Here is a 24,225-nt window from a genome sequence, read left to right on the forward strand (position 1 = left end):
ATTCAAAATTCTACTTTTTTGCTTAAAAATACAACCGTGTTATGCAGCGTATTCACCGCGACAAGTTTCAAATCAATAGAACATGACTATATTTTTTCCTGTTATTTACGCTCTACAAGGAACAATCACGCTGTAAACGCTATTTTTTAAAGGAATGTCTATATAAGAGTTCTTTACTGCCTATTTTAAATTCATCGGTCGATTTAGGTTATAGCTCATCTAAGACTTTTACAGTTTTGAATCAATCTCTAAATAAGCCAAAATCATCGTGGTCAGTTCTTTTTTCAATTGTTGTTCTGAAATCAAAAAATTATTGTTACTGACATAACGCATCATGGTAAATAAAGTGCTATTGATGATGACAAAAGATTTGTTCTTGAGTGTCTCAAAACTCCAATCTTTAAAAAACCGACTAAATACGTATAAACCGACTTCATAAAAATGTTTTTCTAAAATTTTGGAAGCATCTGAATTGTTATAACCATGCCAATGTTTCAACACTTCTATAAAGAAGCCGTCATCGGCTTTCATCATGTCAAAACCGAATTGAATACTAAGTGGAATAATTTCTCTGATCGTTAAATCTTCTTGGCTAATCGCAATCTGCTTGAGCGCCAAACCCAGTTGCTCACTCTTACGGCGCAAAAGCTCCTGAATGATTTCTTCTTTATTACCAAAATATTGATAAATCGAACCAACACTGACACCTGATTTTTCAGCAATTTTAGGTGTAGTCACATTGAGCAATCCATGTTCAGCAATACATATTTGAGTCGCTTCAAGAATGCTTTCAACAATCATTTTTGCGCGTTGTTGTTGTGGTTTTTTTCTCATCATGCGCCCTCATTCAAATGCGAATTGAATGCGAATAATTATTCATATTAGAGTTTGATTAAACAATAAACAGGTCAAACGAGAAATGCAAACTTTAATTAAACCGACGCGTTTAGCACCTTTTGAAAAAATGTCACGAAATAATATTAAATTTAAAATTTTTAATTATTTGACAAATCAGCAAGCTCAACCCAGTTATGAAGAATACATTTCCTTAAATACAGCCTTACAAACGGGCGATGTTCCGATGGATAAAGTCATACAATGGGTCATGACCAATCCTCGCCAAAATCGTAAGTTATTTGAAACTGCGCTTTATCAAGGTATTGACAAACTTCCTCAAGAAGAGCCTGTCCTCACTGAGTTTTTTAATCTAGTTGAAAAAAAACCAATGTGGTTTGACCCTGTTAAAATTGAAACTGCCATTCAATTTACCCATCGACTAGGTGCTAACGGAACTTATATTCTTCGTGATTTGGCATTAATGACTGGTTATCAATATCCAGGCTTCAATCAGCCTTTGATTGCGACGGGCGCATTGAGCAAATATGCAGGGAAGCGTCTGGCTGAAACACATAAATGGTGGCTAGATGTCAATAAACCCAATAGTTTCTCTCGTTTTAATGAGGGTTTTACATCAACAGTTTATGTCCGTTTCATTCATTCTTTAGTCCGTTATCAACTGAATAAATCTAAAGATTGGGATCGAGAAGTTTGGGGTGAGCCAATCAATCAATACGATCAAGCCATGACCAATATTGCATTTAGTGCTGTATTATTGATTGGAGTTCGTGCGATTGGGATATTCCCAAGCAAAGCGGAATCCGAAGCCATTATGCATTTTTGGAAATATGCTGGTTGGCTTATGGGCATCGATGATAAATGGCTCGTTGATAAAGAATCAGAAGCATGGAAATGGATGCAGTGGTTGGATTTTGCCCATCCAAAGGTTGATGAAAGTAGTCGAGTTTTGGCAAAAGGACTATCCAAAGAACCCTTCGAACGTCAATACAAACATTTCAATACCTTTTTACAGAAAAAAGCTTACCAAAATCACTTAGATGTCACTCAACTCTTTATTGGCCCCAAAAAGATGAAAAAATTGGGGTTAAAACCACGCACCCTCGCTTGGTATCCATTCTATCTCATGGCGAAGAACACCGTTCTCTATAATGGTGCAAAGCATATTGGTGTTTTGGATCGTTATTTACAAAAACATGGTCGTGCAGAACAGGAATACAGCCTAGAACTTTATCAAAATGCAGGAAAGCAATTGGCAAGTATGCATCAGTAGCCTTTTCAAAATTAAAAAATAAGGAAGCATGTTCGCTTCCTTATTCTTCACTGATCTAACTATTTAAAATTTATTGATGATGACCATGCATTGGCTCAGAAGCTGAAGCATTCATATGATCCATCTTTGTCATATCCTCTTGGCTCATCGAAGCGTGATTCATACCTTCATGCGCTATATTGTCATGCTTCATGTCTTGATTCATTTGCGACATATCATGTGGCTGAACTGATTTCTGTTGCTTACTCGGCATGTAATCTGGTTCATTCTCTATTGCCAAATAGAAAATTCCCATAAAAATACAGCTTAAAATAATCGCAACAACCAAGAGTGGCCATCCCCAAAATGATTTTTCAGGGGAGAGTTTATTGCTGTCATTACTCATATAAAGTCCTCAAATTTAAAATATTTCAATGAATTAAAATTTCATGCTCAGACGCGCCCAATAATTACGTCCTGTATTGTTAAATTGCTCATTCGAAGCAAAGCCGAAGCCTGAACTGCCTGCCTTATTCAAATGTTCGGTATAGGTTTTATCCAAAACATTATCCACACCGATCGCAAGATTTAAATCTTTCTGAATATTATATGAAGCATTCAGCGCCAAAGTGGTAAAACCCGCACTCTCACCCATGTCATAGCCCACGATATTACCTTGATTTAGGCTAATACGATCCTGCTTTGCCACAGTACGAACCAACATTCCCAATGAATATTTATCTTGTACATAACGTACATTCAAACGAGCCTCTAAGGGTGCAATTTGCGGTAATGGCTTATTCGTATCTGTATTTTCACCCCAAGCATACATAGCACTTAGATCTGCTTGAATCGTATCAGCAAATTGATAGCCCACACCTGCTTCAGCACCTGCAATGGTTGCGTCGACATTTTTAGCACCAGCACTAAATGATGAACCATGATCATGTCCACCTGAAGTTGGATGATTATGATAACTCATTAAAATATAGTCGTTAATCAATCCTGCGTATGCCGATACCCACGAGCTGAATGCACCATGTTGATGCTGATAACCTAGATCCAACTGCAAAGTCTTTTCATTTTTTAAATCATTAAAAGCTGGCGTAGGCATTCCCGTATTACCATGAGCTGTACTGAATAACTCCCAATAATCAGGTACACGCTCTACATAACCCAAACCAATATAAGATTTGGCATTATGTTCAGGATGTTGATTCTCCAAACGAATAAATCCACTCGGAAGTGTTTCTTTACGTTCATCATTGAGTTTGAGTGCATCAATTTTGACTTGATCAATACGCCCGCCTGTCACCAATTTATAGGCATCATTAAATTGGTAAGCAAGTTCTCCAAATGCACCATATGAATGAAACTTCATATTGGTCGCCAAAGGCATATCCATCATACGAGATGTCATAGCACCTGCATGGTGATTCTGCTGGGTATCCACACCTGTAATCAGGCTGAGTTTATCCCACTCTGAAGTCATCGCAAGACGTGTGTTTAAAGTACGACGTGTCACTTGCATAGAAGATTTATCTAAATACATTTCATGAGTCATATGATCATGTTTCATTTCAGGTGTACGTAAACTAAAGTTATCCATCACATGATCGTTATAACTATAGTTCACCTGCCCTTCGATTTTTCTAATCACATTGGTGATATTTTTCTTTTCAAAACGTAGCCCTAAGCTTTCACGTGCAAACTGTGAGCCATCCATTTCACGACCTGCATATTCAGCTTCACCATCGGCTTTACCACCCGTCAACTCAATCCAAGTATCGTCATTCGGTGTCCAACCCAGTGCTAAATCTGTATTCCAACGCTCCCACGAAGATGGAACAGAGTTACCATCACCATCCTTATAACTATTCGATTCTGAACGATTGGCATTTAAACGAATATATTTTTTGCTATCCCCGACCGTAGCTTCAATGTTGTGATCCAAACGTCCAAATGAACCCACTAAAACACTGGCTTGACCTTGATAAGGTTTATCTTCTAATTGAGGCTTCTCTCGTTCAAAAATAACCGTGGCAGCAGAGCCTGTATTGGCATATTGAACAGTTTGAGGTCCTTTAATCACTGAAATTCGATCAAAACTTTCAGGTTGAATATACGAAGTTGGCGCATCCATACGTGCAGGGCAAGCACCGAGATTTTCACTACCATCGGTTAAAATTTTAATGCGTGAACCGAACATACCTCGGAATGTGACATCACCATTGGTTCCACCACTTTTAATCGAGTTAAACCCAGCAATACTTTGTAAATAGTCTGCGCCATCAGTTGCAGGCACAGGTTGAATTGGCTGTTTTGGATCTGCATGGATAATCAGACCATTGGCATCATTATTCAGTTGTGCAGTTACTACAATCGGGGCAAGTTGCGTTGTGTTCTCTTGCTCATGAGCAAAGGCAATTGATGAATAACAAGCAATACAAATCGCAGCCGCTAAAGGCTGTAAAAAAAATTGAGGCTGAGACATTTTCTTTCTCTTAAATCTGGTTAAAACAAGGCTGGAGTCAGTCAAGACCCTAGAAAACATGTTGTGATTTAAGCGAAAACGGGTGGGGCTCGCCCTTGAGGGAGCAGAAATAGGCGTTGCAGAACAAAATAAACATGGCGAAATGCTTTTTGAAATGCAAATAAACGAACTTGAATACGATCTAAAACTTCTTTGACTTCAAGTTCAGGCGGTAAAACCAAATTACCATACACTGTACAGTATTGGCACTGATGACCCGCGTCATGGTGATGAGAACTTGTAGAAGTTTCAACGTGATGATCGGCATGAGCTGAAAGCTGATTCATCGCAGAACCGTGTATTACAGAACTACCTGGTACAGAATTATCTAATACAAAATCATGCGATGCTAAATGATGTTGATGGTGCGAACTTTGTTGATGCTTTTCATAGAAATGACTTTCGGTTAAAGCTTGAGAAATAGTTTCACAGACCGGAGCAATTTGATATTGCTTCGGTAGCAAAGGCTGTAGAAATACAGCAATCTGTAAAAATACTGCGGCAAAACCCAACAGTAAGCCTAATCTCAACAAAACGTTCATCTCAACATTTTACGGCGACAAGTATAACAAAGCCCAATCAAAATTGGGCTTTGTAAACAACAGAAAATGTTAAATACTAAAATTTCAAAAACTTAATTCAGAATCTAATCATTAACGCTTCGCGGGCACTTTTTGCTTTTCACGCTGACGCACAATTTTTTCGACTTTTTCACGCGCACGTTGGCGTTTTAAAGGAGATAAATAATCGACAAATAACTTACCATTTAAGTGATCCATTTCATGTTGGATACAAACAGCAAGAAGTTCATCCGCTTCTAGCTCAAAAGCTTTGCCTTCAAGGTTAATTGCTTCAATTTTTACGCGTGACGGACGCTCAACTTTATCGTATATTTGTGGGACAGAGAGGCAACCTTCTTCATAAGGTAATGTTTCTTCTGTAAGGGGCGTTACTTTGGGGTTAATGAACACCATTGGTTGATCTTTATTTTCAGACAAATCCATGACGATGAGTTGGATATGATGATCGACCTGTGTCGCAGCCAGACCTATACCTGGTGCTTCATACATGGTTTCAAACATGTCGGCAGCTAATTGGCGAATTTCGTCAGTCACTGTATCGACAGGTTTTGCAATGGTGCGTAAACGGGGATCAGGAAAACTTAAAATAGGTAATAAGGCCATACTGAATCCTCTGTTGCTATGCCATTGATCTTAAAACTAAATGAAGAGTGTGCTTCATTAAAAAAATGTCTGTAATATGCGTATTATAACGCATATAGATACATAATTTTAGGAATTATGATAATGAAAAAGGTTTTATCTGGCATAACGAACTTTCATGCCAAGGGGTTCAAGAAGCACTTCCTTGCTGTAACACTATGTTTAAGTGCAGGATTCACTTACATGGAAGCAACACATGCAAGCCCGAATACTAACCCACCTGCGCTCAAAGCCAATGCGCCAAATGTCTATGTGGTGAAGCGTGGCGACACACTGTGGGATATTTCAGGAAAATTTTTGAGTAAACCGTGGCGTTGGCCTGAAATTTGGGCAAGCAATAAGCATGTAAAAAATCCACATTGGATTTATCCTGGCGATAAATTATTGCTTTGTACGCTGGATGGTCGTCCTTTGATTGGGGTTGATGAAGGTGATGGTTGTGAAGGAATTATCCGTCGTCATCAAGGTGGTGCATCTTTACGACCTCAAGTACGCGTTGAATCAATCAATAATGCGATTTCAGTCATTCCATTATCAGATATTAAACCTTGGTTAGAACACAGTATTGTGGTCAATCCAGAATCTTTACAAAACATTCCTTATACCGTGGGTGCGGCAGATAATCGCGTCATTACAGGTGCAGGTCAAACTGTTTATGCACGTGGTAATGGTCTAGTTGTCGGACAGCGCTATGGTGTTTACCGTGAAGGTAAACCTTATACATTTGTAAATGCGGAAGGTAAAAAATTCAATGCAGGGCTTGAATTAACTGAAGTTGCTTCAGCGGTTGCTTCTGCATCTGAAAATGATGTCACCACACTTGAACTGACGGATAGCTACAATGCTGAAGTCCGTAAAGGTGATTATGTCCTACCACGTTATGATGCTGAATTACCGAGCCTATTTTACCCAACAACAACCAATCAAGTGGCTTCTGGTGGCAAAGTCGTTCGTGTTCAAGGTTCGATTGGCACGGCAGCACAATACAGTGTCGTCACCATTGACCGTGGTAGTTTACAAGGGGCTCAGTCAGGTCAGGTATTTAGTATTTACCAACAAGGTGAAACTGTGCGCGATCCAAAAACCAAAGAAACAATTAAATTACCAGGTCAACATATTGGTACATTAATGATTTTCAAAAGTTTTGACCATCTCAGCTATGCCTATATCTTAGATAGCAGCTTGCCAATCAAAATTGGTGCGGACATCCGACCGCCTGCAATTTCTGACAACTGAGTTTTGTCAAAAACGATCTCTATATAGTGTGATTTGAATATGTTGAATCAAATACCCGATGATCAATTCAATACCATCAAACTGTGGTATTTGGTTCAACATTCACTCAGCGCATTTCGAAAATTAGAAACTTATTTCGGATCTATTCAACAGGCAATTCAAGCTGAAAATTTAGCGCGATGGTCTGAACTAAAAATTCATAAAAGTCATATTGAACGAGCCAATGAGTATTTAAGCTCAAACGGCGAAGCTAAATTTCAAATTTGTATTGATAAAATAAAACAACATACTGATTTTATTCTATTAGACACAGATCCTCATTACCCCCAGCAACTCTTAGCTTTTGACAATCATCCGCCGATATTATTTGGCAAAGGTTCTTTCCAAAACTTAAGCCAACCGCAAATCGCGATTGTAGGCAGTCGCAAACCTAGCCCACATGGTAAACAAGTGGCTTATGATTTTGCCTATTATCTTAGTGAAAAAGGCTTTTTTATCACCAGTGGTTTAGCACAAGGCATAGATGAAGCAGCCCATATGGGTGGCTTAAAAAATCATCGAACCATTGCTGTGATTGGAACAGGCTTAGATCTGATTTACCCAAGTCAAAATAAGCATGTACAAGAACAAATTTTGCAAAACTCAGGCACAGTCATTACTGAATATCTGCCTGAAACCCAACCTATTCAACGAAACTTCCCTTATCGCAATCGTATCGTCAGCGGGCTGAGTTTAGGGGTACTGGTTGCAGAAGCACAATTGGGCAGTGGCTCGTTGATCACGGCGCAAACTGCGGCAGAACAAGGTAAAATCATTTTCGCGATCCCTGGACATATTTATGGTGAGCATCATCAAGGCTGTCATCAACTGATCCGTGAAGGCGCAATTCTGGTCGACCACCCTGAACAAATTGTTGAAGACCTCGCTTTACCTACACAGTGGCATTGCGAACAACATGTTGAAAATACTGAAAAACGTGCAGAAGTCAGACTATCACCTGAAATTCCAGCACATTTATTTAGTCTTTATCAGTCGCTTGATTGGATTGGGCAAGATTTAGATTCACTGGTTGAAAAATCACAATTAAATACTGCTGAATTAACCAGTTACCTGATGGAACTCGAACTTTTAGGACTGTGTATTCAACAGTCTGGACGTTACTTACGTTGCCGAGCGAGTCATTAAGGTTCACAATAGTCCTTTACTCAAATAATGGACAAGGTGAATCTCAATGATTACAACCTCAGTTGCTGAAGCTGCTCAAGTTCTTCAACAAGGTAAAGTATTGGCTTATCCAACAGAGGCAGTATGGGGTCTGGGCTGTGACCCTTATAATGAAACAGCATTCTTAGAGATTTTAAAACTAAAACAACGTCCAATCGAAAAAGGCGTCATTTTATTGGCTGGACAACTTTCCCAAGTTGAACATTTGCTCACTGATATCGATCCTACCATTCGTGAACAAATCATTCACTCATGGACTCAACGTTCAAAAACAGAACGTGCCACCACATGGTTACTCCCTGCCGATGACCAAATTCCTAGATGGATTAAAGGCGACCACCCTCAAGTGGCTGTCCGTGTCACCAACCATCCTTTATGCACCGCGCTTTGTAATGCATTTAATGGATTCATTGTTTCAACCAGTGCTAATCCCGCAGGTTTAGAGCCTGCTCGATCATTACAAGAGGCAAACCAATACTTTGGTTCTGATCTCAATTATTTAAATGGTGATTTAGGTTTAAGTCGTGAGCCAAGTAAAATTATTGATGCATCTACAGGTGCAATTATTCGTGCTTAATACTTTACTTTTACAATATAAATTACATGACAAATTTTAATATTTTCAATAAAAAAGCAAAAAAAAACTCAGCCATATATAGGGTTGGCTGAGCATAAAAAAGGATGCGTTTAACCACATCCAGAGGGTATGACAAATTGATTGAGATTTTAGTTTAAGTAAAACTTAATCAATCTCGATAGAAAGATTATGCTACAAATACTTTTTTAATACAAATGTATTAATCTTCACATACTTAGCCTCAAACCTGCGATACAAAGAAAATTCGATCAACCAATAAAATTAAGTAATTCAATTTATTTTAGTATTTAACTTTTTAAATAAATTGGATGATTATTTTCGAATAAATTGAGTACTAAAAATATTTTAAATTTGAGTTTAATTGCATACTTTTCCACCAAAAACAACCTAAAATTATTCGACTTATGTACTATTTTTGGCACTAAGTGACTTTTTTTGCGCCAATGCAATTCCGAGTAAAATAATTACCCCACCGATTGTATGTGAAACCGTCCAATCTTCGTGTAACCAAAAAAAAGCAATAATAGCGGTAAACACGGGCATCAAATTCATAAAAATACTGGTACGGTTAGGACCAAGATATTGCACAGCGAGCATCCACAATAAAGGTGCCATCAACGATGGGAAAATACCTGCATAAAGCACACTGGCAACATTGTCATGATTAATTGAATCCAAGCCGAAATACAGAATAAACGGTAAGTGATAGACCAAGCTAAATGCAATTTGCACATATAAGCTAATCAGTAAGGGAACTTTTAACTGCCATTTTTTTAGGAATACCCCATAAAAAGCATAAAAGAACACTGCCATCACCATCAGTACATCGCCCCAATGCCCTCCCAATTGGGCAAGGTTGGCGAAACTTCCTCGACTAATGACGTAAAGTAGCCCAAAGAAAGACAAAAGACTTCCGACGACAGCGAAACGATTCGGAATTTCTCTAAGAATGAGGATTGAAACAAAAATCGTAAATACAGGTATAAAAGCGTTGATAATCCCCATATTGGTTGCTGTCGTATAGTGCGCCGCGCTATAAGCTAAACCTTGGTACAACACCATACCAAAAGCACTCAATACAGCAAATTGCATAAAATGCTGTTGAATGAGTTGGCGTTGCTGCCACGCTTTTGGCAACATAAACGGTGTTAAAATAACGAATGCCACCAACCAACGATAAAAACTAATGCTGACAGGCGAAATATAATCCGAAACATAGCGTGTTACAGCAATATTCATTGACCAGATTAAAACGGCAAAGATCGGTAAGCTGACTGCCCACCACATCGATTTACTATTGGTGTACATAATTTTAGCAATTCAAGGTTGTTTTAAACATTATCAAAGAAGTCGGAATTAATTTAAATATCGTATTTCAGACATCAATAGCGGATTTCAGACACATGTTATTCTTTCCAAGCTTAAAACAATGTCCATGTTTTAAGTGCCAAAGTCACAACATTCTCCAATTGCTCTATCGCAACACCATCACGTGCTTGCATAGTCAAGCCTTGAATCACTGTCACATAGTAATCCGTCATGGCTTGAATATCAGCATCTGAGCTTAAATCACCATCTTCAACACCCTGCTGTAAGCGTTGATAAATTTTTTCTTTAACCTGTTGTCTTTTTAACAATAAATCATGCTGAAGAGGCTGATGTTGCTCTGAACAATTCATCGTTGCAGTCACTAACATACAACCTGTCGGTTTATCCTGTTGCAACAATTTTTTTAGATTTTCATAGAGATAGAGTTCAATCGCAACTTTCGCAGTCTCAGCTTGTTGAAAAATCAAGTCCAGTGAACAGGCTTCATGTTTTAAATAATAATCTAAACATGCATGGAACAGCTGTGATTTATCTCCAAAGGTACTGTAAATACTCGGTGCTGTGAGGTTTAGGGCTTTGGTTAAATCACTCATCGCAGTCGCTTCATAACCATATTTCCAAAAGAGCATCATGGCTTTTTGTAAAGCTTCCTGCTCATCAAAGCATTTTGGGCGACCACGGCGTCGCTTCAATTCTGGATGAATATCTTGCTTTTCTGAGACTTGAATATGCTCTTCTGAATTTGCCATAAACTTCACATATATTTTTATAACGAACATTATTAAATTAATTGACAATCAAAAAACAATCAAATATTTTATTTTTATAACGATCGTTAATGAATTAAAAACAAGCCAAGCAAACTATCGCCAGACAGGAAATCGCCTCATGAATATGATGCAACCACAAGATACGCAACCACAAGACTTAGAAACGCCCCCCAGTAGCCAAGGCAGCTGGGTTGCTTTATTGACAGTTGCCATTACTGCTTTTGCTCTTGTCACCAGTGAATTTCTCCCCATCGGAGTGATCAATAATATTTCTGCGGATTTAAATGTTTCTGTCGGCACAGCAGGTCTGGTCATCACCCTACCTGGAATCATGGCTGCCTTAGCTGCACCACTCCTACCTGTTTTGGTTAAAAATTTAGACCGACGTTATTTGTTATTGGCACTCGCTGCGACCATGGTGGTAGCCAATGCAGTCACCGCCATTGCACCCAATTTTGAAATTTTATTGCTCAGTCGTTTTATTCTCGGTTTTGCCATTGGTGGATTTTGGGCAACCGCAATTGCTTTGAGTGGTCGTTTAGCACCAACACATTTACCGATTGCTAAAGCCACAGCAACAGTCATGGCGGGTGTAACCCTTGCCACAGTCTTAGGTGTACCGATCGGAACATGGTTGAGCAATGCTTATGGATGGCGTACATCGTTTGCAATCACCTCTATCATTGGCTTTTTCGTCGTCGCATTGGGGGTTAAGTTTATTCCAAACTTAAAACCAGAATCAGCGATTCATTTTAGAGATTTGCCTGCTTTATTACGCATTAACAAAGCAAGACAGGGTTTAATTATTATCTTGCTGATTGGTTTGGCTCATTTTTCATCTTATAGTTATTTAACCCCATTCTTTAAAAACTCTGCTGGTTTTGACAACACCACTATCAGTTCATTACTCTTATTATTTGGTATAGCAGGGATTTTTGGCAATGCTTTCGCAGGTTATAGTGGTAACTTAAACGTCCGATATACTTTTGCCTTTGTGGCGATCTGTTTTGCGATTGTATTCTTTGGTTTCCCATTATTTGCTATACATATTTCAGGTGCATTTATTCTGACCGCGTTATGGGGTTTTGCCTTTGGTGCATTCCCAACAACAGCGAATATCTGGATGTTTCTACACGCACCACATGCTGTTGAAAAAGGAATGCCGTTATTTGTTGGCTTTTTCCAAGTCATGATTGCAACTGGTGCATTGATTGGTGGTTATGTAGTAGACCATTTTAATGCCAATATTTTGTTGTATAGTGTACTGAGTTTTATCATTTTAGCTTTTATTTCTATATTCACCCTGAGTCGTGGGCTGAATAATCCAAAAGCAGAGCTAAACCCTGTGCCATGTAAGAATTAGTTATTTTTTTAAATAACCAAATGCAAAAAAAAATTGACATCGATATAGACCCGCCCATGTATGCAGATTTGATTTCAGTAGAAGAATTCTTCTACCAAAAACATGATGTCATCACACCCCATTCTAATCTATGGGGTGATTTTAATTTAAGTTTAAATGGCACTTTAGAACTGACGATTGCAGATGAAATTTATCTGTCACCACCGAGTTATGGTCTGTGGATTCCTCCACAAACGCATCATTACTGTGCAGGAGTCAATGATCAACAGACCCATTATATATGTATTCGGATTCATCCTCGATTGTGCAGTCAACTCGCCGATAAAACCAGAACCTTAAATGTCCGTCCCTATCTTAAGCAAACCATTGAAGAAATTTTAGATCAACAAAAACAAGGCATCCCAATTCCACAATATTATGAACATTTGTTGCAATTGGTTGTCGATCAGATCCAACACAGTTCCTGCTACGAGCACTATTTACCCAAGAGTAATCACCCCATTCTAAATCCTATTTTAGATTGTCTCGCAGACACTTCACGCTTTCATAAAAGCATGCAAGAACTGTTAGATCCCTTTCAAATCACCGAACGGCATGCGCTTCGACTCAGTCAGGAACAACTTCAACTTAGCCTTTCTGAATGGCGTAATCGTGCCAAAATTATTTATGCCATCTCATGCATTCAACAAGGTCAATCTATTAAAAAAATTGGTTTAGATTTGGGTTATCAACATAGCTCAAGCTTCATTGAGTTTTTTAAACGTTATACAGGTCAAACACCTGCACAAATGCGAAATCTTTAAAAATCATGATACAAATCATAAGAGCAACATCATATATTTCAAATATCAGAATTTAACAGCTAGGCTTTAGAATAAAGGCTTCTATCAGCATTTTTCACCCTATTAATAAGTATATATACAAAAAATCTATAGAAAAATGCTTTAAAAGTGGGCATTTTCGCTCTTATGCGAATAAATCTGCATCTTGAATTTGTTTATTTTACATACAAATTAATTTCAAGTTCTTAACAATTTTAAATAATGAAGGGTTTCAATAATGAAAAAATTACTCCTTGCAACATTCATTGCATCTACATTTGCTTTAGTAGCATGTGACAAAAAACCTGCTGATGCTACAACGTCTGGCTCGGATGCAAAACCTGCTGCAGCAGCAGTTTCACTCAGTAGCAACAACATTGCAGACATTAAAAGTGACTTCACTGCAATCCAAGCAATTTCTGTAGAGAAATCTAAAGAAGCACTGACGTTTCAAACTGAAGTGATGCAAGCTGCACAAAAAGGTGATAAAGATGCGCTGAAAGGCGTTGTTGATAAAATGAAAACCTATGTAGACGGTTTTAACAAAGACCTAGATGGCTTAACACTTAAGAGTTCTGAAGTCGCTTCTATCCGTGACAAAATGAAAGAATCGAACAAACTTGGTGTAGAAATGTCTGAAGCTGGTTTAGCGAGTTCTCCTGATCCGCAAAAAATTATGGATCTTCAAAAGAAAGGTACTGAACTACAGCAAAGCTTGATGACAGACATGCAAGCATTACAAGCTAAAATCAATGCAGCACCGTAATTGGTTGTAAATAATTCCGTTTCAACTGTTCATATTCAAAAGCAGATCACATGATCTGCTTTTTTTATTACCACATAGATACAAATGTAACTTGCTGAAATCTTAGAATATCGCTAAAACATTAAACAACCTACACATAAATTTCTCTCACTTTCAAAGGATAAAAAGATGAGCAATTCTGTTTATGATATTTCCGTGAATACCATCAAAGGTGAAGCAACAACCTTAAACCAGTATCAAGGAAAAGTATTACTCATTGTCAATGTTGCATCTAAATGTGGTTTAACACCTCAATATGAAGGTCTAGAAAAACTCTATACAGAAAAGAAAGCGCAAGGTTTAGAAATTTTAGGCTTCCCTGCCAACAACTTCCTTGCTCAAGAACCAGGTACTAATGATGAAATTCAACAATTTTGTTCATTGACCTACAATGTAGACTTTCCGCTATTCGCTAAAATTTCAGTTGCAGGTGATGATAAACATCCGCTATACGACACATTGATTCATGCGATTCCTGAACGTATTGGTGAAGGCCCTTGGTGGAAAGACTTGGTTGATTATGGATTAACACCAAATCCAAAACCTGAAGTGTTATGGAACTTTGAAAAATTCTTAGTCAATAAAAATGGGGAAATCGTAGCGCGTTTTGCGCCAGATATTACAGCTGATGACCCACGTATTGTTCAAGCAATTGAAGCTGAATTAGCAAAATAATTTCACATTTAAATAGAAATTCTTATCAATAAGAGTGTGATTGATCACGCTCTTATTTTTTTATTTACGCATAATAGATTGATATCGTTACAAACTGTATGCCCTTTGCAACAATCCTCATTCCCTACACTTTTCCAACTTATAGTATTCAAATAGCCAATCAATTTTAATTTTGGATAATGATGAAAAAGCTCTTACAAGGTGCAGTATTACCTTTTATTATTTTTACTTCAGGTGTACTCCTTTTAGGGTGTAATCAACCCATCGAACAATCACGTCAAGATGACGATTCCCAAATTGAATCAGCACAAAATAATCACCCTCAAAATGAACAAATCCATGATGATCATCAAGATTTAGCATCCACCGATCATGATCAAGCCGCTCATAAAAACACGGCTGATTTAAAGCAAGGCAATATGTTTTATATCGCACGTGATGTTGCCGATGTGCAATTGAAAACAGGCAATTATGTTGAAAAGTTGCAACAGGCTCAGACAGAGTTACAACAAGCGATTGAATCTAAGGATCACCTACAGCTACAACAAACAGTGAAAGACCTCACTCGTCAATTACAAGGTTTTAATACTGCCTTGATTTCATTAGATTTAAAAACACAAGAAATTGACAATATTCGCCAACAGGTATTGAGTGCCAATAAACAAGTTTTAAACTCATCACTGTTAAATGGTGACTTGGATATTTCCAAAGTTGATTTTAATAAAATCGAAAAGCAAATGGATTTGATCCAAACAGATATGATGAAACTTGCTGGAATGGTGTTGCTTTCAGCGGGTTCAGAACAATCTTCAAATCAATCAGAAGATAAAAGCTAAAATTTAAATCCACACATTCATCATTTAAATTAGATAGGTTTGGCGACATTACACATTGGATCTTTACCCAAAGCACGTTGAGCATCTAACTTTAAGCGGCTTTGGGCAAACTTATAGCTTGATGGCAAAAATAGCGTCATACGTGTTTTATTTTGTCCAATCGATTCAATTAAAGCCTTGGATAAATATGCACCACCCTCTGTACGAGCAAATAATGTCCCCATTTCTAAATCTTCTTCTAATTTATTGTCTGTAAATACAAAATCTTTTTCGCCAGTAAATGCCACACAACGGCTATAAGCTGACTTTAAATTTTTAAATGCCGTTACATAATCAATATTAAGCTCTGTTTCTAAACCATTGCCAACTGAATCAGCAACCAAACTTGCCTCCGTGGGTAAATTCGGAGTCGTCACAAACTGTTGCTGGCAAGCAGTAAAGCTACTCAACATGACGACTGATAATAAGATTTTGAACTTAAAATAGTTTTTCATTCTCTTTTACGTTTAAATTGATTGTTATATTGGAGAAATTGTAGCAAATACATTTGCATGCTTTAATGTCGAAATGAACGTATTTTTGTAGTCATTACATGCAACTGATTATTTTTACAGGTGTTCAAGCTTCTGGTAAATCAACTTTTTATCAGCAATATTTCTATCACACACATCTGCGTTTAAACCTAGATATGCTGAAAACACGACATCGTGAAAATATCTTATTTGAGGCTGCTCTCACCTCTAAAACCAAGATGGTCATTGATAATACCAACATGACACGTATTGATCGTGCGCGTTATATTCAACGTGCCAAAGATGCCGAATTTGAAATCATTTCATATTATTTTGAAACAAATCTGCACAGCACTTTACAACGTAATGCACAACGTGAAGGCAAAGCCAATATCCCTGAAAAAGGCGTGAGAGCAACTTTGCAACGCTTAGAAATTCCACAACAATCGGAAGGCTTTGACGAGTTATTTAAAGTCAATTTGGTTGAAAATGATGGCTTTGCAATTCATGTCATATCTGAATAAAAATTAACGTGTTGCCATTCGCCAAGCTTTAAATGCAGTTTGAATCTCTTGTTGAATCTGTTCAGAAACAGCACGCGCTTCTAAATTGGAAAAATCACCACGATAGGTTTCTGCAACAATTGCATTGGTCAAATCTTCAATCGCCACTCTACCCTGTTGTCTGAACTCTTCCGCTTCTGAGTCTGTGAGTTGAATATCCCAACACGATACTACAGAACTCATATCCACAGCGATGCTCAAATAATATTGGTCTTGGTTTTGGTAAAGTTCCCAAAAGTGGGGTTGTTGATCAATCAGTTTTAACATCGTCGAATCAGCCATTAAACATAGAGGGAATTACTTAATCTCCATTTATACAAAAAATTGCGATAAAAGGCATCATTTCATTTTTGATTAAGTCTAAATTATTCAGCACATTGATTGAGCAATCATGAAAACCAATACATTATGAATAATGCAACATTTACAAAAATCAGATGCCCTGGTAAGATTCTATACCCAAGCTATAAACTTCCACCGTGCTTAAAATGAAGCAAATCCACATTAAATTAAACGAACAACTTCATCATGATCTTCGTATTGAATGTGCGAAACGGAATATTTGCATTCAAGACTATGTCGCTGAATTATTATTTAAAAATCTAAAAAATTCGAATACGACAGACCTGCTTTCTCCATTGGAAAATCACTTTAAATTCATTGATCTATTTTCAGGCATTGGCGGTATTCGCTTACCTTTTCAGGAACTTGGTGGAGAGTGCGTATTTAGTTCAGAAATTGATAAATTTGCCAAACAAACTTATCAAGCATATTACGATGACTTACCCGCGGGTGACATTACCCAAATTGTACCGAGTGAAATTCCAAACTTTGATGTGTTACTCGCTGGTTTTCCCTGCCAACCCTTTAGCCAAGCAGGTCAACGTAAAGGCTTCGATGATACGCGTGGAACGATGTTCTTTTATATCGAAGAAATTATTAGAATAAAAAAACCACGCGCTTTTCTACTGGAAAATGTCAAAGGTCTAAAAGGTCACGATAAAGGCAATACATTTAAAGTCATTTGTAAGCATTTAAATGACTTAGGCTATCAAATTCATCATCAAATCTTGGCTGCCAAAGATTTTGGCTTACCACAAAATAGAGAACGAATTTATATTGTTGGCTTTCTTGAAGAGGATGCTTATAACAAATTTCACTTTCCTGAACCTTTAAATATCGCAACCAAAGTCGGTGATATTTTAGAAAAGAATGTTGCTGAAAAATATACGATTTCCGATCGTTTATGGGAAGGACATCAGCGTCGTAAACTAGAGCATGCCAGAAAAGGCAATGGTTTTGGCTATTCAATGGTCGATGAAAACTCAGCTTACACCAATACTATTTCTGCGCGTTACAATAAAGATGGTTCTGAAATTCTGATTTCACAAGGTGAAAATAAGAACCCGAGAAAATTAACCCCTATTGAGGCAGCACGACTACAAGGTTTCCCAGATGAATTGGTGATTAAAGCCAGAGAAGCCGGTGTTTCGGATGCCCAATTGTATAAACAATTCGGGAATTCTGTCGCGGTGAGTGTCATCCGTGCAATTGCTCAGAATATGGTAAAAGCTTTGGAAAAGTAGCGATATTAGCTACTTGTATTTTTAAATAATTCTACCATCTTAAACGGTATTGTATTTAAATGCCGTTTTCAGGTTTAACTTATAGTCAGCCAAAGCTGAATCATGTTGAATTTGAATACATCCCGCATGATTTTATAATAGGGCGGATTCATCCTCCCTACTATTCGTAAATAAGCCCAATCTATCTCTTCTTTAAAATCAAATCCATGGTTCATTTTTCAACTTAAACAAATTTCCGTCTAATTGACCAATATTTAGAACATAAAAAAACCGCCCTTTCGGACGGTTCTTCAATCTCAAACTGCGTCTTATTGAGCGCGGTTTTTGATTTTGCGGATGGTTTCCAACTGAGCAGCAGTTTCTGCAAGAGCAGCCAAAGCAGCAGCAGAGTCCAAGTCGCTCTTTTGATTTGCTAACAATTGTTCAGCATTTTTACGTGCTTCGATAATTGCAGCTTCATCAAGGCTTTCCGCGCGTACAGCTGTATCTGCAAGAACAGTTACAACATGCGGTTGAACTTCAAGTACACCACCAGATACATAGATTAACTCTTCTGTACCGTTCTCAAGCAGAACGCGAATCGCGCCCGGCTTAAGTAAAGTTACTAACGGAGCGTGACCAGGCATAATACCCAATTCACCGCCAGCACCTTTTGCGATAAGCATTGTTACAGTGCCTGAGTACAAAGACTCTTTAACACTTACAACGTCACATTGCATAGTCGACATGTGAATCTCCTAAATTAGAGTTGCTAATTAAAGCTTCTCGGCTTTAGCGATCACTTCGTCAATACCACCAACCATATAGAACGCTTGTTCTGGGATGTGGTCGTATTCACCAGCTAGAAGACCTTTAAAGCCACGAATTGTTTCTTTAAGCGGTACAAGTTTACCAGGCGCACCAGTAAACACTTCAGCTACGTGGAACGGTTGAGAGAAGAAACGTTGGATCTTACGTGCACGGTATACAGTAAGTTTGTCTTCTTCAGCCAATTCGTCCATACCAAGAATTGCGATAATGTCTTTCAATTCTTTATAACGTTGAAGAACGTTTTGAACTGAACGAGCGATTTCGTAATGCTCAGCACCGACTACAAGTGGATCTAACTGACGTGAAGTAGAGTCAAGTGGATCGATCGCTGGGTAAATACCAGAAGATGCGATGTCACGGCTCAATACAACAGTCGCGTCCAAGTGAGCGAACGTAGTTGCAGGCGATGGATCTGTTAAGTCATCGGCAGGTACATATACTGCTTGGATAGACGTAATAGAACCAGACTTAGTCGATGTAATACGTTCTTGAAGAACACCCATCTCTTCTGCAAGTGTAGGTTGGTAACCTACTGCAGATGGCATACGACCTAACAATGCTGATACTTCAGTACCCGCAAGTGTATAACGGTAGATGTTATCTACGAACAATAAAACGTCACGGCCTTTACCGTTTTCGTCTTTCTCGTCACGGAAATATTCAGCCATCGTCAAACCAGTTAACGCTACGCGTAAACGGTTACCTGGTGGCTCATTCATCTGACCGTAGACCATTGCTACTTTGTCAAGAACGTTAGAATCTTTCATCTCGTGATAGAAGTCATTACCTTCACGAGTACGCTCACCAACACCAGCAAACACAGATAAACCTGAGTGAGCTTTCGCGATGTTGTTGATCAATTCCATCATGTTTACAGTTTTACCAACACCGGCACCACCGAATAAACCAACTTTACCACCTTTAGCGAACGGGCAAAGCAAGTCGATGACTTTAATACCAGTTTCTAAAAGGTCAGTAGAAGCAGCTTGTTCAGCATAAGAAGGTGCTTGACGGTGAATCGGTAAACGCTCTTCAGTCGCTACAGGACCAGCTTCGTCGATTGGGCGACCAAGAACGTCCATGATACGACCTAAACATGCAGTACCTACAGGTACAGAAATAGGCGCACCAGTGTTAGATACGTTTAGACCACGTTTAAGACCTTCAGTAGATCCCATTGCGATGGTACGAACTACACCATCACCAAGTTGTTGCTGAACTTCTAAAGTAGTTTCAGTACCGTCAACTTGGAGAGCGTCATAGATCTTAGGAACGCTGTTGCGTTCAAACTCGACGTCGATAACCGCGCCGATGATCTGAATGATACGACCGCTACTCATTGCTGTCTCCTCAATTCAAAATAATGTTAAACGGCAGCGGCACCACCAACGATCTCAGAAATTTCCTGAGTAATCGCGGCTTGACGCAGCTTGTTATAAATGAGTTGTAGGCTCTTGATGAGGTCACCTGCGTTGTCAGTTGCAGCTTTCATTGCAACCATACGAGCAGACTGCTCACACGCGATGTTTTCAATCACGCCTTGATACACCATAGACTCAATGTAACGAACCAATAAACCATTTAAAAGCTCTTCAGCTTCTGGTTCATATAGGTAGTCCCAACCGTATTGACGGTTTAGACCCTCGCTCTCTTCAGCAGCAGCTAAAGGAACAAGTTGTTCGATTTTTTGGTTTTGAGTCATGGCATTGACAAAGCCGTTTGACACAAGATAAATACGATCTAATTCGCCTTTATCAAATGCGTCTAACATCACCTGTACAGAACCAGTTAACTGTTCAAGACCTGGAGCATCACCTAAGTTGGTTGTTGCACCCAGCACTTTACCGCCGTAGTTTTTAAAAAACGAAACCGCTTTTTGACCAATCAAAGCAAATTGAACTTCAATTGACTGCTCTTGTTGCTGTTGTACGTGTTTAACCACTTTTTTGAACAAGTTAATGTTCAAACCACCAGCAAGGCCACGATCTGAAGAAACAATGATATAGCCAACGCGTTTTACAGGGCGTTCAACCATATAACGATGTTTGTATTCAGGATTCGCTTGTACCAAATGAGCAATTACACGGTGCATATTTTCGGCATACGGACGGCCCTGAGCCATGCGCTCTTGCGCACGACGCATCTTAGAAGCTGCTACCATTTGCATCGCTCGAGTAATCTTCTGCGTGCTCTTGATACTAGCTACTTTGGCGCGAATTTCTTTTAAATTTGCCATACGCTTAACCTAGTATTCGAAAGCCCTTTCGAGCTTTCGAAGGTTGATCCGTGAACCAAACCAACACTAAATCCAACTAAGTTGAATATTAGTAAGTTTGAGTCGCTTTAAAGCTTTCAATACCAGCTTTGAATGCTGCTTCGATATCTTTATCCCAAGCACCAGTCTCATCAATTTTTTGCATTAACGCAGCATGTTCTGCACGGAAGTAAGAAACTAACGCAGCATCAAATGCAACGATTTTCTTCACTTCTACGTCAGCCATATAACCTTCGTTAGATGCATAAATTGAAACAGCTTGGTCAGCAATTGAATATGGAGCATATTGTTTTTGCTTCATTAATTCAGTTACACGTTGACCATGTTCAAGTTGCTTACGAGTTGCTTCATCAAGGTCAGAAGCGAACTGAGCAAACGCTGCCAATTCACGATATTGAGCCAAAGCAGTACGGATACCACCAGACAATTTTTTGATGACCTTAGTTTGCGCTGAACCACCAACACGAGATACAGAGATACCCGCGTTCACTGCAGGACGAATACCTGAGTTGAATAATGATGTTTCAAGGAAGATCTGACCATCTGTAATCGAAATTACGTTTGTTGGTACGAATGCAGATACGTCACCCGCTTGAGTTTCAATGATCGGTAATGCAGTCAAAGAACCAGTTTGGCCTTTAACTTCACCTTTCGTGAATTGCTCAACGTAGTCAGCAGAAACGCGCGAAGCACGCTCAAGAAGACGAGAGTGAAGATAGAATACGTCACCAGGATACGCTTCACGACCTGGTGGACGACGAAGAAGCAATGAAATTTGACGGTAAGCAACAGCTTGCTTAGACAAATCATCATAAATAATCAAAGCGTCTTCACCGCGGTCACGGAAGTATTCACCCATTGTACAGCCAGAATACGGAGCAAGGAAAAGCATTGCTGCTGGATCCGCTGCCGCTGCTGCTACAACAGTTGTATACGCCATAGCACCAGTTTCTTCTAGCTTACGTACAACGTTTGCAATCGTTGATTGTTTTTGACCAACTGCAACGTAAACACATTTAATGCCAGAATTTTTCTGAGCAATGATCGCATCGATCGCCATCGCTGTTTTACCAGTTTGACGGTCACCGATGATCAACTCACGCTGACCACGGCCTACTGGAATCATTGTATCTACTGATTTATAACCAGTTTGTACAGGTTCATCCACTGATTGACGCCAAATTACACCAGGTGCAACTTTTTCAACTTTATCAGTCAATTTTGCGTCAATTGGGCCTTTACCATCAATCGGGTTACCAAGAGCATCTACTACACGGCCTAAAAGTTCTGGACCAACCGGAACTTCTAATACACGACCTGTGCAACGCGCTTTTTGGCCTTCTTGAAGGCTTAAGTAGTTACCTAAAACAACGACGCCCACTGAATCCTGTTCTAGGTTCAGTGCCATACCGTATAAGCCGCCGTCGAATTCGATCATTTCACCGTACATAGCATCAGCTAAGCCGTGAATACGCACAATACCGTCGGAAACCATAACAATGGTTCCTTCGTTCTTAGCGGTCGCGCTGGTGTCCAGATCGCCGATACGCTGTTTAATGAGCGCACTGATCTCGGATGGATTCAGTTGTTGCATTGCGCTATACCTCAATCTTTTATTAGTTCAGTCTTCGTCTTTGCAGTGATTGTTAACAATTACGCTAAAAGACGAGTACGCATTTTTTCAAGCTTGCTAAGCGCAGAATCATCTATCACTTGGTCGCCTGCACGAATAACAACACCAGCAATCAATGCTGGATTTACTTCTACTGTAACTTTCACAGCGCTGTTCAAACGTTTTTCTAACGCATGAGCCAACTTCTGTTCTTGTACTGAATCAAGCGGAAAAGCTGATTCAATCACAACGTCAACAGTGTTGTTATTTTGCGATTTGAGTTGTTCAAATTCTGCTTCAATTTCAGGTAACAAAGTCAAACGACCATTGTCAGCAAGAAGTGTCAAAAAGTTTGACACTGCTTCAGTTTGCTGTTCACCTAAAACTTTCGCAAAAAGTGCAACCTGCTCAACAGGTGTCAACTCAGGGCGATTTAAATAAGCGGAGAATGCTTCATCTTGCACCGCAGCACTGAGCACTTGTAATGCTTGTGACCAAGAGTCAGTTGCATTTTGCTCAGATGCATAAGCAAATGCTGCTTTAGCGTATGGGCGTGCCAACGTCAAGAGTTCAGCCATATTCGCCTCTCTTAAAGTTTAGCAGCCAGCTGATTCAGCATGGCATTATGAGCTTCTGCGTCAACTTGTTGGTTCAGAATTTTTTCTGCACCAGCAACTGCAAGAGCAGCAACTTGTTGACGTAATTCTTCGCGAGCAGAATTGATGTCTTGGTCAACAGCTTCTTTCGCTTGTTGACGAATACGCTCACCTTCAGCAGATGCTTGAGTACGCGCTTCTTCGACCAATTGTGCCGCACGGCGGTTCGCTTGTTCGATCAATTGAGCCGCTTGTGCTTTTGCTGCGTCAATTTCTGTCTTCACTTGTGCTTGCGCATCAGCAAGATCAGCTTTTGCTTTTTCAGCAGCATTTAAGCCATCAGCGATTTTACGCTGACGCTCACTAATCGCATTGATTAGTGGTGGCCATACAAACTTCATGCAGAATGCGACAAAAATCGCAAATGCAATCGCTTGGCCAATCAATGTGAGGTTGATATTCATTGCAAATTCCTCAATGGTTTAATTTAGGAATTAAGCTGATTAACCTACAAATGGATTTGCGAAGATGAAGAACAAACCAATACCAACGCCGATCATAGGCACAGCATCAAGAAGACCCGCGATTAAGAACATACGAGTTTGAAGTTGTGGAGCCAATTCTGGTTGACGAGCAACAGCTTCAAGGAAGCGACCGCCTAAAAGACCGAAACCAATCGCAGTACCTAAAGCACCAAAAGCGATCAAGATAGCAGATGCAATTGCAACTAGACCTAAAGTGAGTTCCATGA

Annotated in this window: 27 protein-coding genes; 11 read left to right on the forward strand and 16 right to left on the reverse strand. The window is 39.1% G+C overall.

The genetic code is table 11. The annotated features are described in order from the left end of the window. Positions 1-228: 228 nt before the first annotated feature. Complete coding sequence (locus EXE09_RS05215) at positions 229-834, reverse strand: TetR/AcrR family transcriptional regulator (RefSeq protein WP_130113277.1); 606 nt, start codon at positions 832-834, stop codon at positions 229-231. A gap of 85 nt (positions 835-919) precedes the next feature. On the opposite strand from EXE09_RS05215, the gene EXE09_RS05220 reads away from it, so the two are divergent. Further along, a complete protein-coding gene (locus tag EXE09_RS05220; RefSeq protein WP_130116569.1) occupies positions 920-2,128 on the forward strand; it encodes an oxygenase MpaB family protein in 1,209 nt (402 codons plus the stop codon). 70 nt (positions 2,129-2,198) lie between these two features. Here EXE09_RS05220 and EXE09_RS05225 read toward each other — a convergent pair whose 3' ends face one another. From EXE09_RS05225 to def, 4 genes are all read right to left on the reverse strand, one after another. After that, on the reverse strand, positions 2,199-2,513 hold the full coding sequence (locus EXE09_RS05225) for a DUF4199 domain-containing protein (RefSeq protein ID WP_130116570.1): 315 nt from the start codon (positions 2,511-2,513) through the stop codon (positions 2,199-2,201). A gap of 33 nt (positions 2,514-2,546) precedes the next feature. After that, positions 2,547-4,601 (reverse strand): TonB-dependent copper receptor, encoded by a 2,055-nt coding sequence (locus tag EXE09_RS05230; protein WP_130116571.1) that lies wholly within the window; start codon positions 4,599-4,601, stop codon positions 2,547-2,549. A 68-nt stretch (positions 4,602-4,669) separates the two neighbouring features. Continuing rightward, a complete protein-coding gene (locus EXE09_RS05235; RefSeq protein ID WP_130116572.1) occupies positions 4,670-5,182 on the reverse strand; it encodes a DUF2946 family protein in 513 nt (170 codons plus the stop codon). A 111-nt stretch (positions 5,183-5,293) separates the two neighbouring features. Beyond that, the gene (gene def / locus EXE09_RS05240; protein WP_068975662.1) at positions 5,294-5,824 is read right to left on the reverse strand and encodes a peptide deformylase; all 531 of its coding nucleotides are present in this window, start codon (positions 5,822-5,824) and stop codon (positions 5,294-5,296) included. 123 nt (positions 5,825-5,947) lie between these two features. Between def and EXE09_RS05245 the strand changes: the two genes are divergently transcribed. From EXE09_RS05245 to EXE09_RS05255, 3 genes are read left to right on the forward strand one after another with little or no spacing between them, the layout of a single operon-like run. Then, entirely contained in the window at positions 5,948-7,099 is a 1,152-nt protein-coding gene (locus EXE09_RS05245; protein WP_130116573.1) for a LysM peptidoglycan-binding domain-containing protein, read from the forward strand. Positions 7,100-7,138: 39 nt separating this feature from the next. Further along, positions 7,139-8,284: a DNA-processing protein DprA gene (gene dprA / locus EXE09_RS05250; protein ID WP_130116574.1), complete on the forward strand. Its 1,146-nt coding sequence runs from the start codon at positions 7,139-7,141 to the stop codon at positions 8,282-8,284. 46 nt (positions 8,285-8,330) lie between these two features. Next, a complete protein-coding gene (locus EXE09_RS05255) occupies positions 8,331-8,900 on the forward strand; it encodes an L-threonylcarbamoyladenylate synthase (protein WP_130116575.1) in 570 nt (189 codons plus the stop codon). A 423-nt stretch (positions 8,901-9,323) separates the two neighbouring features. Here the strand turns inward: EXE09_RS05255 and EXE09_RS05260 are convergent, their stop codons facing one another. Together EXE09_RS05260 and EXE09_RS05265 are read right to left on the reverse strand one after the other, a co-directional pair. Next, positions 9,324-10,208 (reverse strand): DMT family transporter, encoded by an 885-nt coding sequence (locus EXE09_RS05260; RefSeq protein WP_130116680.1) that lies wholly within the window; start codon positions 10,206-10,208, stop codon positions 9,324-9,326. 134 nt (positions 10,209-10,342) lie between these two features. Next, positions 10,343-10,999, reverse strand: a complete 657-nt coding sequence (locus EXE09_RS05265) for a TetR/AcrR family transcriptional regulator (protein ID WP_087554106.1) — start codon at positions 10,997-10,999, stop codon at positions 10,343-10,345. A 139-nt stretch (positions 11,000-11,138) separates the two neighbouring features. Between EXE09_RS05265 and EXE09_RS05270 the strand changes: the two genes are divergently transcribed. From EXE09_RS05270 to EXE09_RS05290, 5 genes are all read left to right on the forward strand, one after another. Further along, the gene (locus tag EXE09_RS05270) at positions 11,139-12,383 is read left to right on the forward strand and encodes an MFS transporter (RefSeq protein WP_130116576.1); all 1,245 of its coding nucleotides are present in this window, start codon (positions 11,139-11,141) and stop codon (positions 12,381-12,383) included. 56 nt (positions 12,384-12,439) lie between these two features. After that, positions 12,440-13,186, forward strand: coding sequence for an AraC family transcriptional regulator (locus EXE09_RS05275; protein ID WP_068975682.1), 747 nt, complete (start codon positions 12,440-12,442; stop codon positions 13,184-13,186). A gap of 256 nt (positions 13,187-13,442) precedes the next feature. Next, on the forward strand, positions 13,443-13,970 hold the full coding sequence (locus EXE09_RS05280) for a hypothetical protein (RefSeq protein ID WP_130116577.1): 528 nt from the start codon (positions 13,443-13,445) through the stop codon (positions 13,968-13,970). 168 nt (positions 13,971-14,138) lie between these two features. Next, the gene (locus tag EXE09_RS05285; RefSeq protein WP_087554109.1) at positions 14,139-14,684 is read left to right on the forward strand and encodes a glutathione peroxidase; all 546 of its coding nucleotides are present in this window, start codon (positions 14,139-14,141) and stop codon (positions 14,682-14,684) included. 182 nt (positions 14,685-14,866) lie between these two features. Further along, the gene (locus EXE09_RS05290) at positions 14,867-15,520 is read left to right on the forward strand and encodes a hypothetical protein (RefSeq protein ID WP_130116578.1); all 654 of its coding nucleotides are present in this window, start codon (positions 14,867-14,869) and stop codon (positions 15,518-15,520) included. A 29-nt stretch (positions 15,521-15,549) separates the two neighbouring features. Here the strand turns inward: EXE09_RS05290 and EXE09_RS05295 are convergent, their stop codons facing one another. Further along, positions 15,550-16,014, reverse strand: coding sequence for a hypothetical protein (locus EXE09_RS05295; RefSeq protein ID WP_068975652.1), 465 nt, complete (start codon positions 16,012-16,014; stop codon positions 15,550-15,552). A gap of 98 nt (positions 16,015-16,112) precedes the next feature. Here EXE09_RS05295 and EXE09_RS05300 point away from each other — a divergent pair, with 98 nt between their 5' ends. Further along, positions 16,113-16,556 carry an ATP-binding protein gene (locus EXE09_RS05300; RefSeq protein WP_130116579.1) on the forward strand — a complete coding sequence of 148 codons (444 nt, stop codon included), beginning with the start codon at positions 16,113-16,115 and terminating at the stop codon, positions 16,554-16,556. Positions 16,557-16,559: 3 nt separating this feature from the next. Here the strand turns inward: EXE09_RS05300 and EXE09_RS05305 are convergent, their stop codons facing one another. Next, positions 16,560-16,862 (reverse strand): hypothetical protein, encoded by a 303-nt coding sequence (locus tag EXE09_RS05305; RefSeq protein ID WP_130116580.1) that lies wholly within the window; start codon positions 16,860-16,862, stop codon positions 16,560-16,562. A 221-nt stretch (positions 16,863-17,083) separates the two neighbouring features. Between EXE09_RS05305 and EXE09_RS05310 the strand changes: the two genes are divergently transcribed. Continuing rightward, positions 17,084-18,181, forward strand: a complete 1,098-nt coding sequence (locus EXE09_RS05310) for a DNA cytosine methyltransferase (protein ID WP_130116581.1) — start codon at positions 17,084-17,086, stop codon at positions 18,179-18,181. Positions 18,182-18,489: 308 nt separating this feature from the next. Here the strand turns inward: EXE09_RS05310 and EXE09_RS05315 are convergent, their stop codons facing one another. The 7 genes from EXE09_RS05315 to atpE all read right to left on the reverse strand — a co-directional run bounded on the left by EXE09_RS05315 (position 18,490) and on the right by atpE (position 24,223). After that, a complete protein-coding gene (locus EXE09_RS05315) occupies positions 18,490-18,909 on the reverse strand; it encodes a F0F1 ATP synthase subunit epsilon (protein WP_068975648.1) in 420 nt (139 codons plus the stop codon). A 27-nt stretch (positions 18,910-18,936) separates the two neighbouring features. Next, positions 18,937-20,331, reverse strand: a complete 1,395-nt coding sequence (gene atpD, locus EXE09_RS05320) for a F0F1 ATP synthase subunit beta (protein WP_004831984.1) — start codon at positions 20,329-20,331, stop codon at positions 18,937-18,939. Between the two features lie 26 nt (positions 20,332-20,357). After that, complete coding sequence (gene atpG, locus EXE09_RS05325) at positions 20,358-21,227, reverse strand: F0F1 ATP synthase subunit gamma (protein WP_068975647.1); 870 nt, start codon at positions 21,225-21,227, stop codon at positions 20,358-20,360. Positions 21,228-21,315: 88 nt separating this feature from the next. Further along, a complete protein-coding gene (gene atpA, locus EXE09_RS05330; RefSeq protein WP_068975646.1) occupies positions 21,316-22,860 on the reverse strand; it encodes a F0F1 ATP synthase subunit alpha in 1,545 nt (514 codons plus the stop codon). Positions 22,861-22,919: 59 nt separating this feature from the next. Then, a complete protein-coding gene (locus EXE09_RS05335; RefSeq protein WP_068975645.1) occupies positions 22,920-23,456 on the reverse strand; it encodes a F0F1 ATP synthase subunit delta in 537 nt (178 codons plus the stop codon). Positions 23,457-23,467: 11 nt separating this feature from the next. Then, on the reverse strand, positions 23,468-23,938 hold the full coding sequence (locus EXE09_RS05340; RefSeq protein WP_068975644.1) for a F0F1 ATP synthase subunit B: 471 nt from the start codon (positions 23,936-23,938) through the stop codon (positions 23,468-23,470). Between the two features lie 39 nt (positions 23,939-23,977). Then, positions 23,978-24,223 (reverse strand): F0F1 ATP synthase subunit C, encoded by a 246-nt coding sequence (atpE, locus tag EXE09_RS05345; protein ID WP_000424060.1) that lies wholly within the window; start codon positions 24,221-24,223, stop codon positions 23,978-23,980. Positions 24,224-24,225: the final 2 nt, after the last annotated feature.

It is taken from the genome of Acinetobacter sp. WCHAc060025 (genome assembly GCF_004209355.1).
Taxonomy (GTDB): domain Bacteria; phylum Pseudomonadota; class Gammaproteobacteria; order Pseudomonadales; family Moraxellaceae; genus Acinetobacter; species Acinetobacter wuhouensis.

Coding starts and splice junctions, on each gene's coding strand:
- EXE09_RS05215 (WP_130113277.1), bottom strand. CDS start 834: ATGAGAAAAAAACCACAACAACAACGCGCAAAAATGATTGTTGAAAGC.
- EXE09_RS05220 (WP_130116569.1), top strand. CDS start 920: ATGCAAACTTTAATTAAACCGACGCGTTTAGCACCTTTTGAAAAAATG.
- EXE09_RS05225 (WP_130116570.1), bottom strand. CDS start 2,513: ATGAGTAATGACAGCAATAAACTCTCCCCTGAAAAATCATTTTGGGGA.
- EXE09_RS05230 (WP_130116571.1), bottom strand. CDS start 4,601: ATGTCTCAGCCTCAATTTTTTTTACAGCCTTTAGCGGCTGCGATTTGT.
- EXE09_RS05235 (WP_130116572.1), bottom strand. CDS start 5,182: ATGAACGTTTTGTTGAGATTAGGCTTACTGTTGGGTTTTGCCGCAGTA.
- def (WP_068975662.1), bottom strand. CDS start 5,824: ATGGCCTTATTACCTATTTTAAGTTTTCCTGATCCCCGTTTACGCACC.
- EXE09_RS05245 (WP_130116573.1), top strand. CDS start 5,948: ATGAAAAAGGTTTTATCTGGCATAACGAACTTTCATGCCAAGGGGTTC.
- dprA (WP_130116574.1), top strand. CDS start 7,139: ATGTTGAATCAAATACCCGATGATCAATTCAATACCATCAAACTGTGG.
- EXE09_RS05255 (WP_130116575.1), top strand. CDS start 8,331: ATGATTACAACCTCAGTTGCTGAAGCTGCTCAAGTTCTTCAACAAGGT.
- EXE09_RS05260 (WP_130116680.1), bottom strand. CDS start 10,208: ATGTGGTGGGCAGTCAGCTTACCGATCTTTGCCGTTTTAATCTGGTCA.
- EXE09_RS05265 (WP_087554106.1), bottom strand. CDS start 10,999: ATGGCAAATTCAGAAGAGCATATTCAAGTCTCAGAAAAGCAAGATATT.
- EXE09_RS05270 (WP_130116576.1), top strand. CDS start 11,139: ATGAATATGATGCAACCACAAGATACGCAACCACAAGACTTAGAAACG.
- EXE09_RS05275 (WP_068975682.1), top strand. CDS start 12,440: ATGTATGCAGATTTGATTTCAGTAGAAGAATTCTTCTACCAAAAACAT.
- EXE09_RS05280 (WP_130116577.1), top strand. CDS start 13,443: ATGAAAAAATTACTCCTTGCAACATTCATTGCATCTACATTTGCTTTA.
- EXE09_RS05285 (WP_087554109.1), top strand. CDS start 14,139: ATGAGCAATTCTGTTTATGATATTTCCGTGAATACCATCAAAGGTGAA.
- EXE09_RS05290 (WP_130116578.1), top strand. CDS start 14,867: ATGAAAAAGCTCTTACAAGGTGCAGTATTACCTTTTATTATTTTTACT.
- EXE09_RS05295 (WP_068975652.1), bottom strand. CDS start 16,014: ATGAAAAACTATTTTAAGTTCAAAATCTTATTATCAGTCGTCATGTTG.
- EXE09_RS05300 (WP_130116579.1), top strand. CDS start 16,113: ATGCAACTGATTATTTTTACAGGTGTTCAAGCTTCTGGTAAATCAACT.
- EXE09_RS05305 (WP_130116580.1), bottom strand. CDS start 16,862: ATGTTAAAACTGATTGATCAACAACCCCACTTTTGGGAACTTTACCAA.
- EXE09_RS05310 (WP_130116581.1), top strand. CDS start 17,084: ATGAAGCAAATCCACATTAAATTAAACGAACAACTTCATCATGATCTT.
- EXE09_RS05315 (WP_068975648.1), bottom strand. CDS start 18,909: ATGTCGACTATGCAATGTGACGTTGTAAGTGTTAAAGAGTCTTTGTAC.
- atpD (WP_004831984.1), bottom strand. CDS start 20,331: ATGAGTAGCGGTCGTATCATTCAGATCATCGGCGCGGTTATCGACGTC.
- atpG (WP_068975647.1), bottom strand. CDS start 21,227: ATGGCAAATTTAAAAGAAATTCGCGCCAAAGTAGCTAGTATCAAGAGC.
- atpA (WP_068975646.1), bottom strand. CDS start 22,860: ATGCAACAACTGAATCCATCCGAGATCAGTGCGCTCATTAAACAGCGT.
- EXE09_RS05335 (WP_068975645.1), bottom strand. CDS start 23,456: ATGGCTGAACTCTTGACGTTGGCACGCCCATACGCTAAAGCAGCATTT.
- EXE09_RS05340 (WP_068975644.1), bottom strand. CDS start 23,938: ATGAATATCAACCTCACATTGATTGGCCAAGCGATTGCATTTGCGATT.
- atpE (WP_000424060.1), bottom strand. CDS start 24,223: ATGGAACTCACTTTAGGTCTAGTTGCAATTGCATCTGCTATCTTGATC.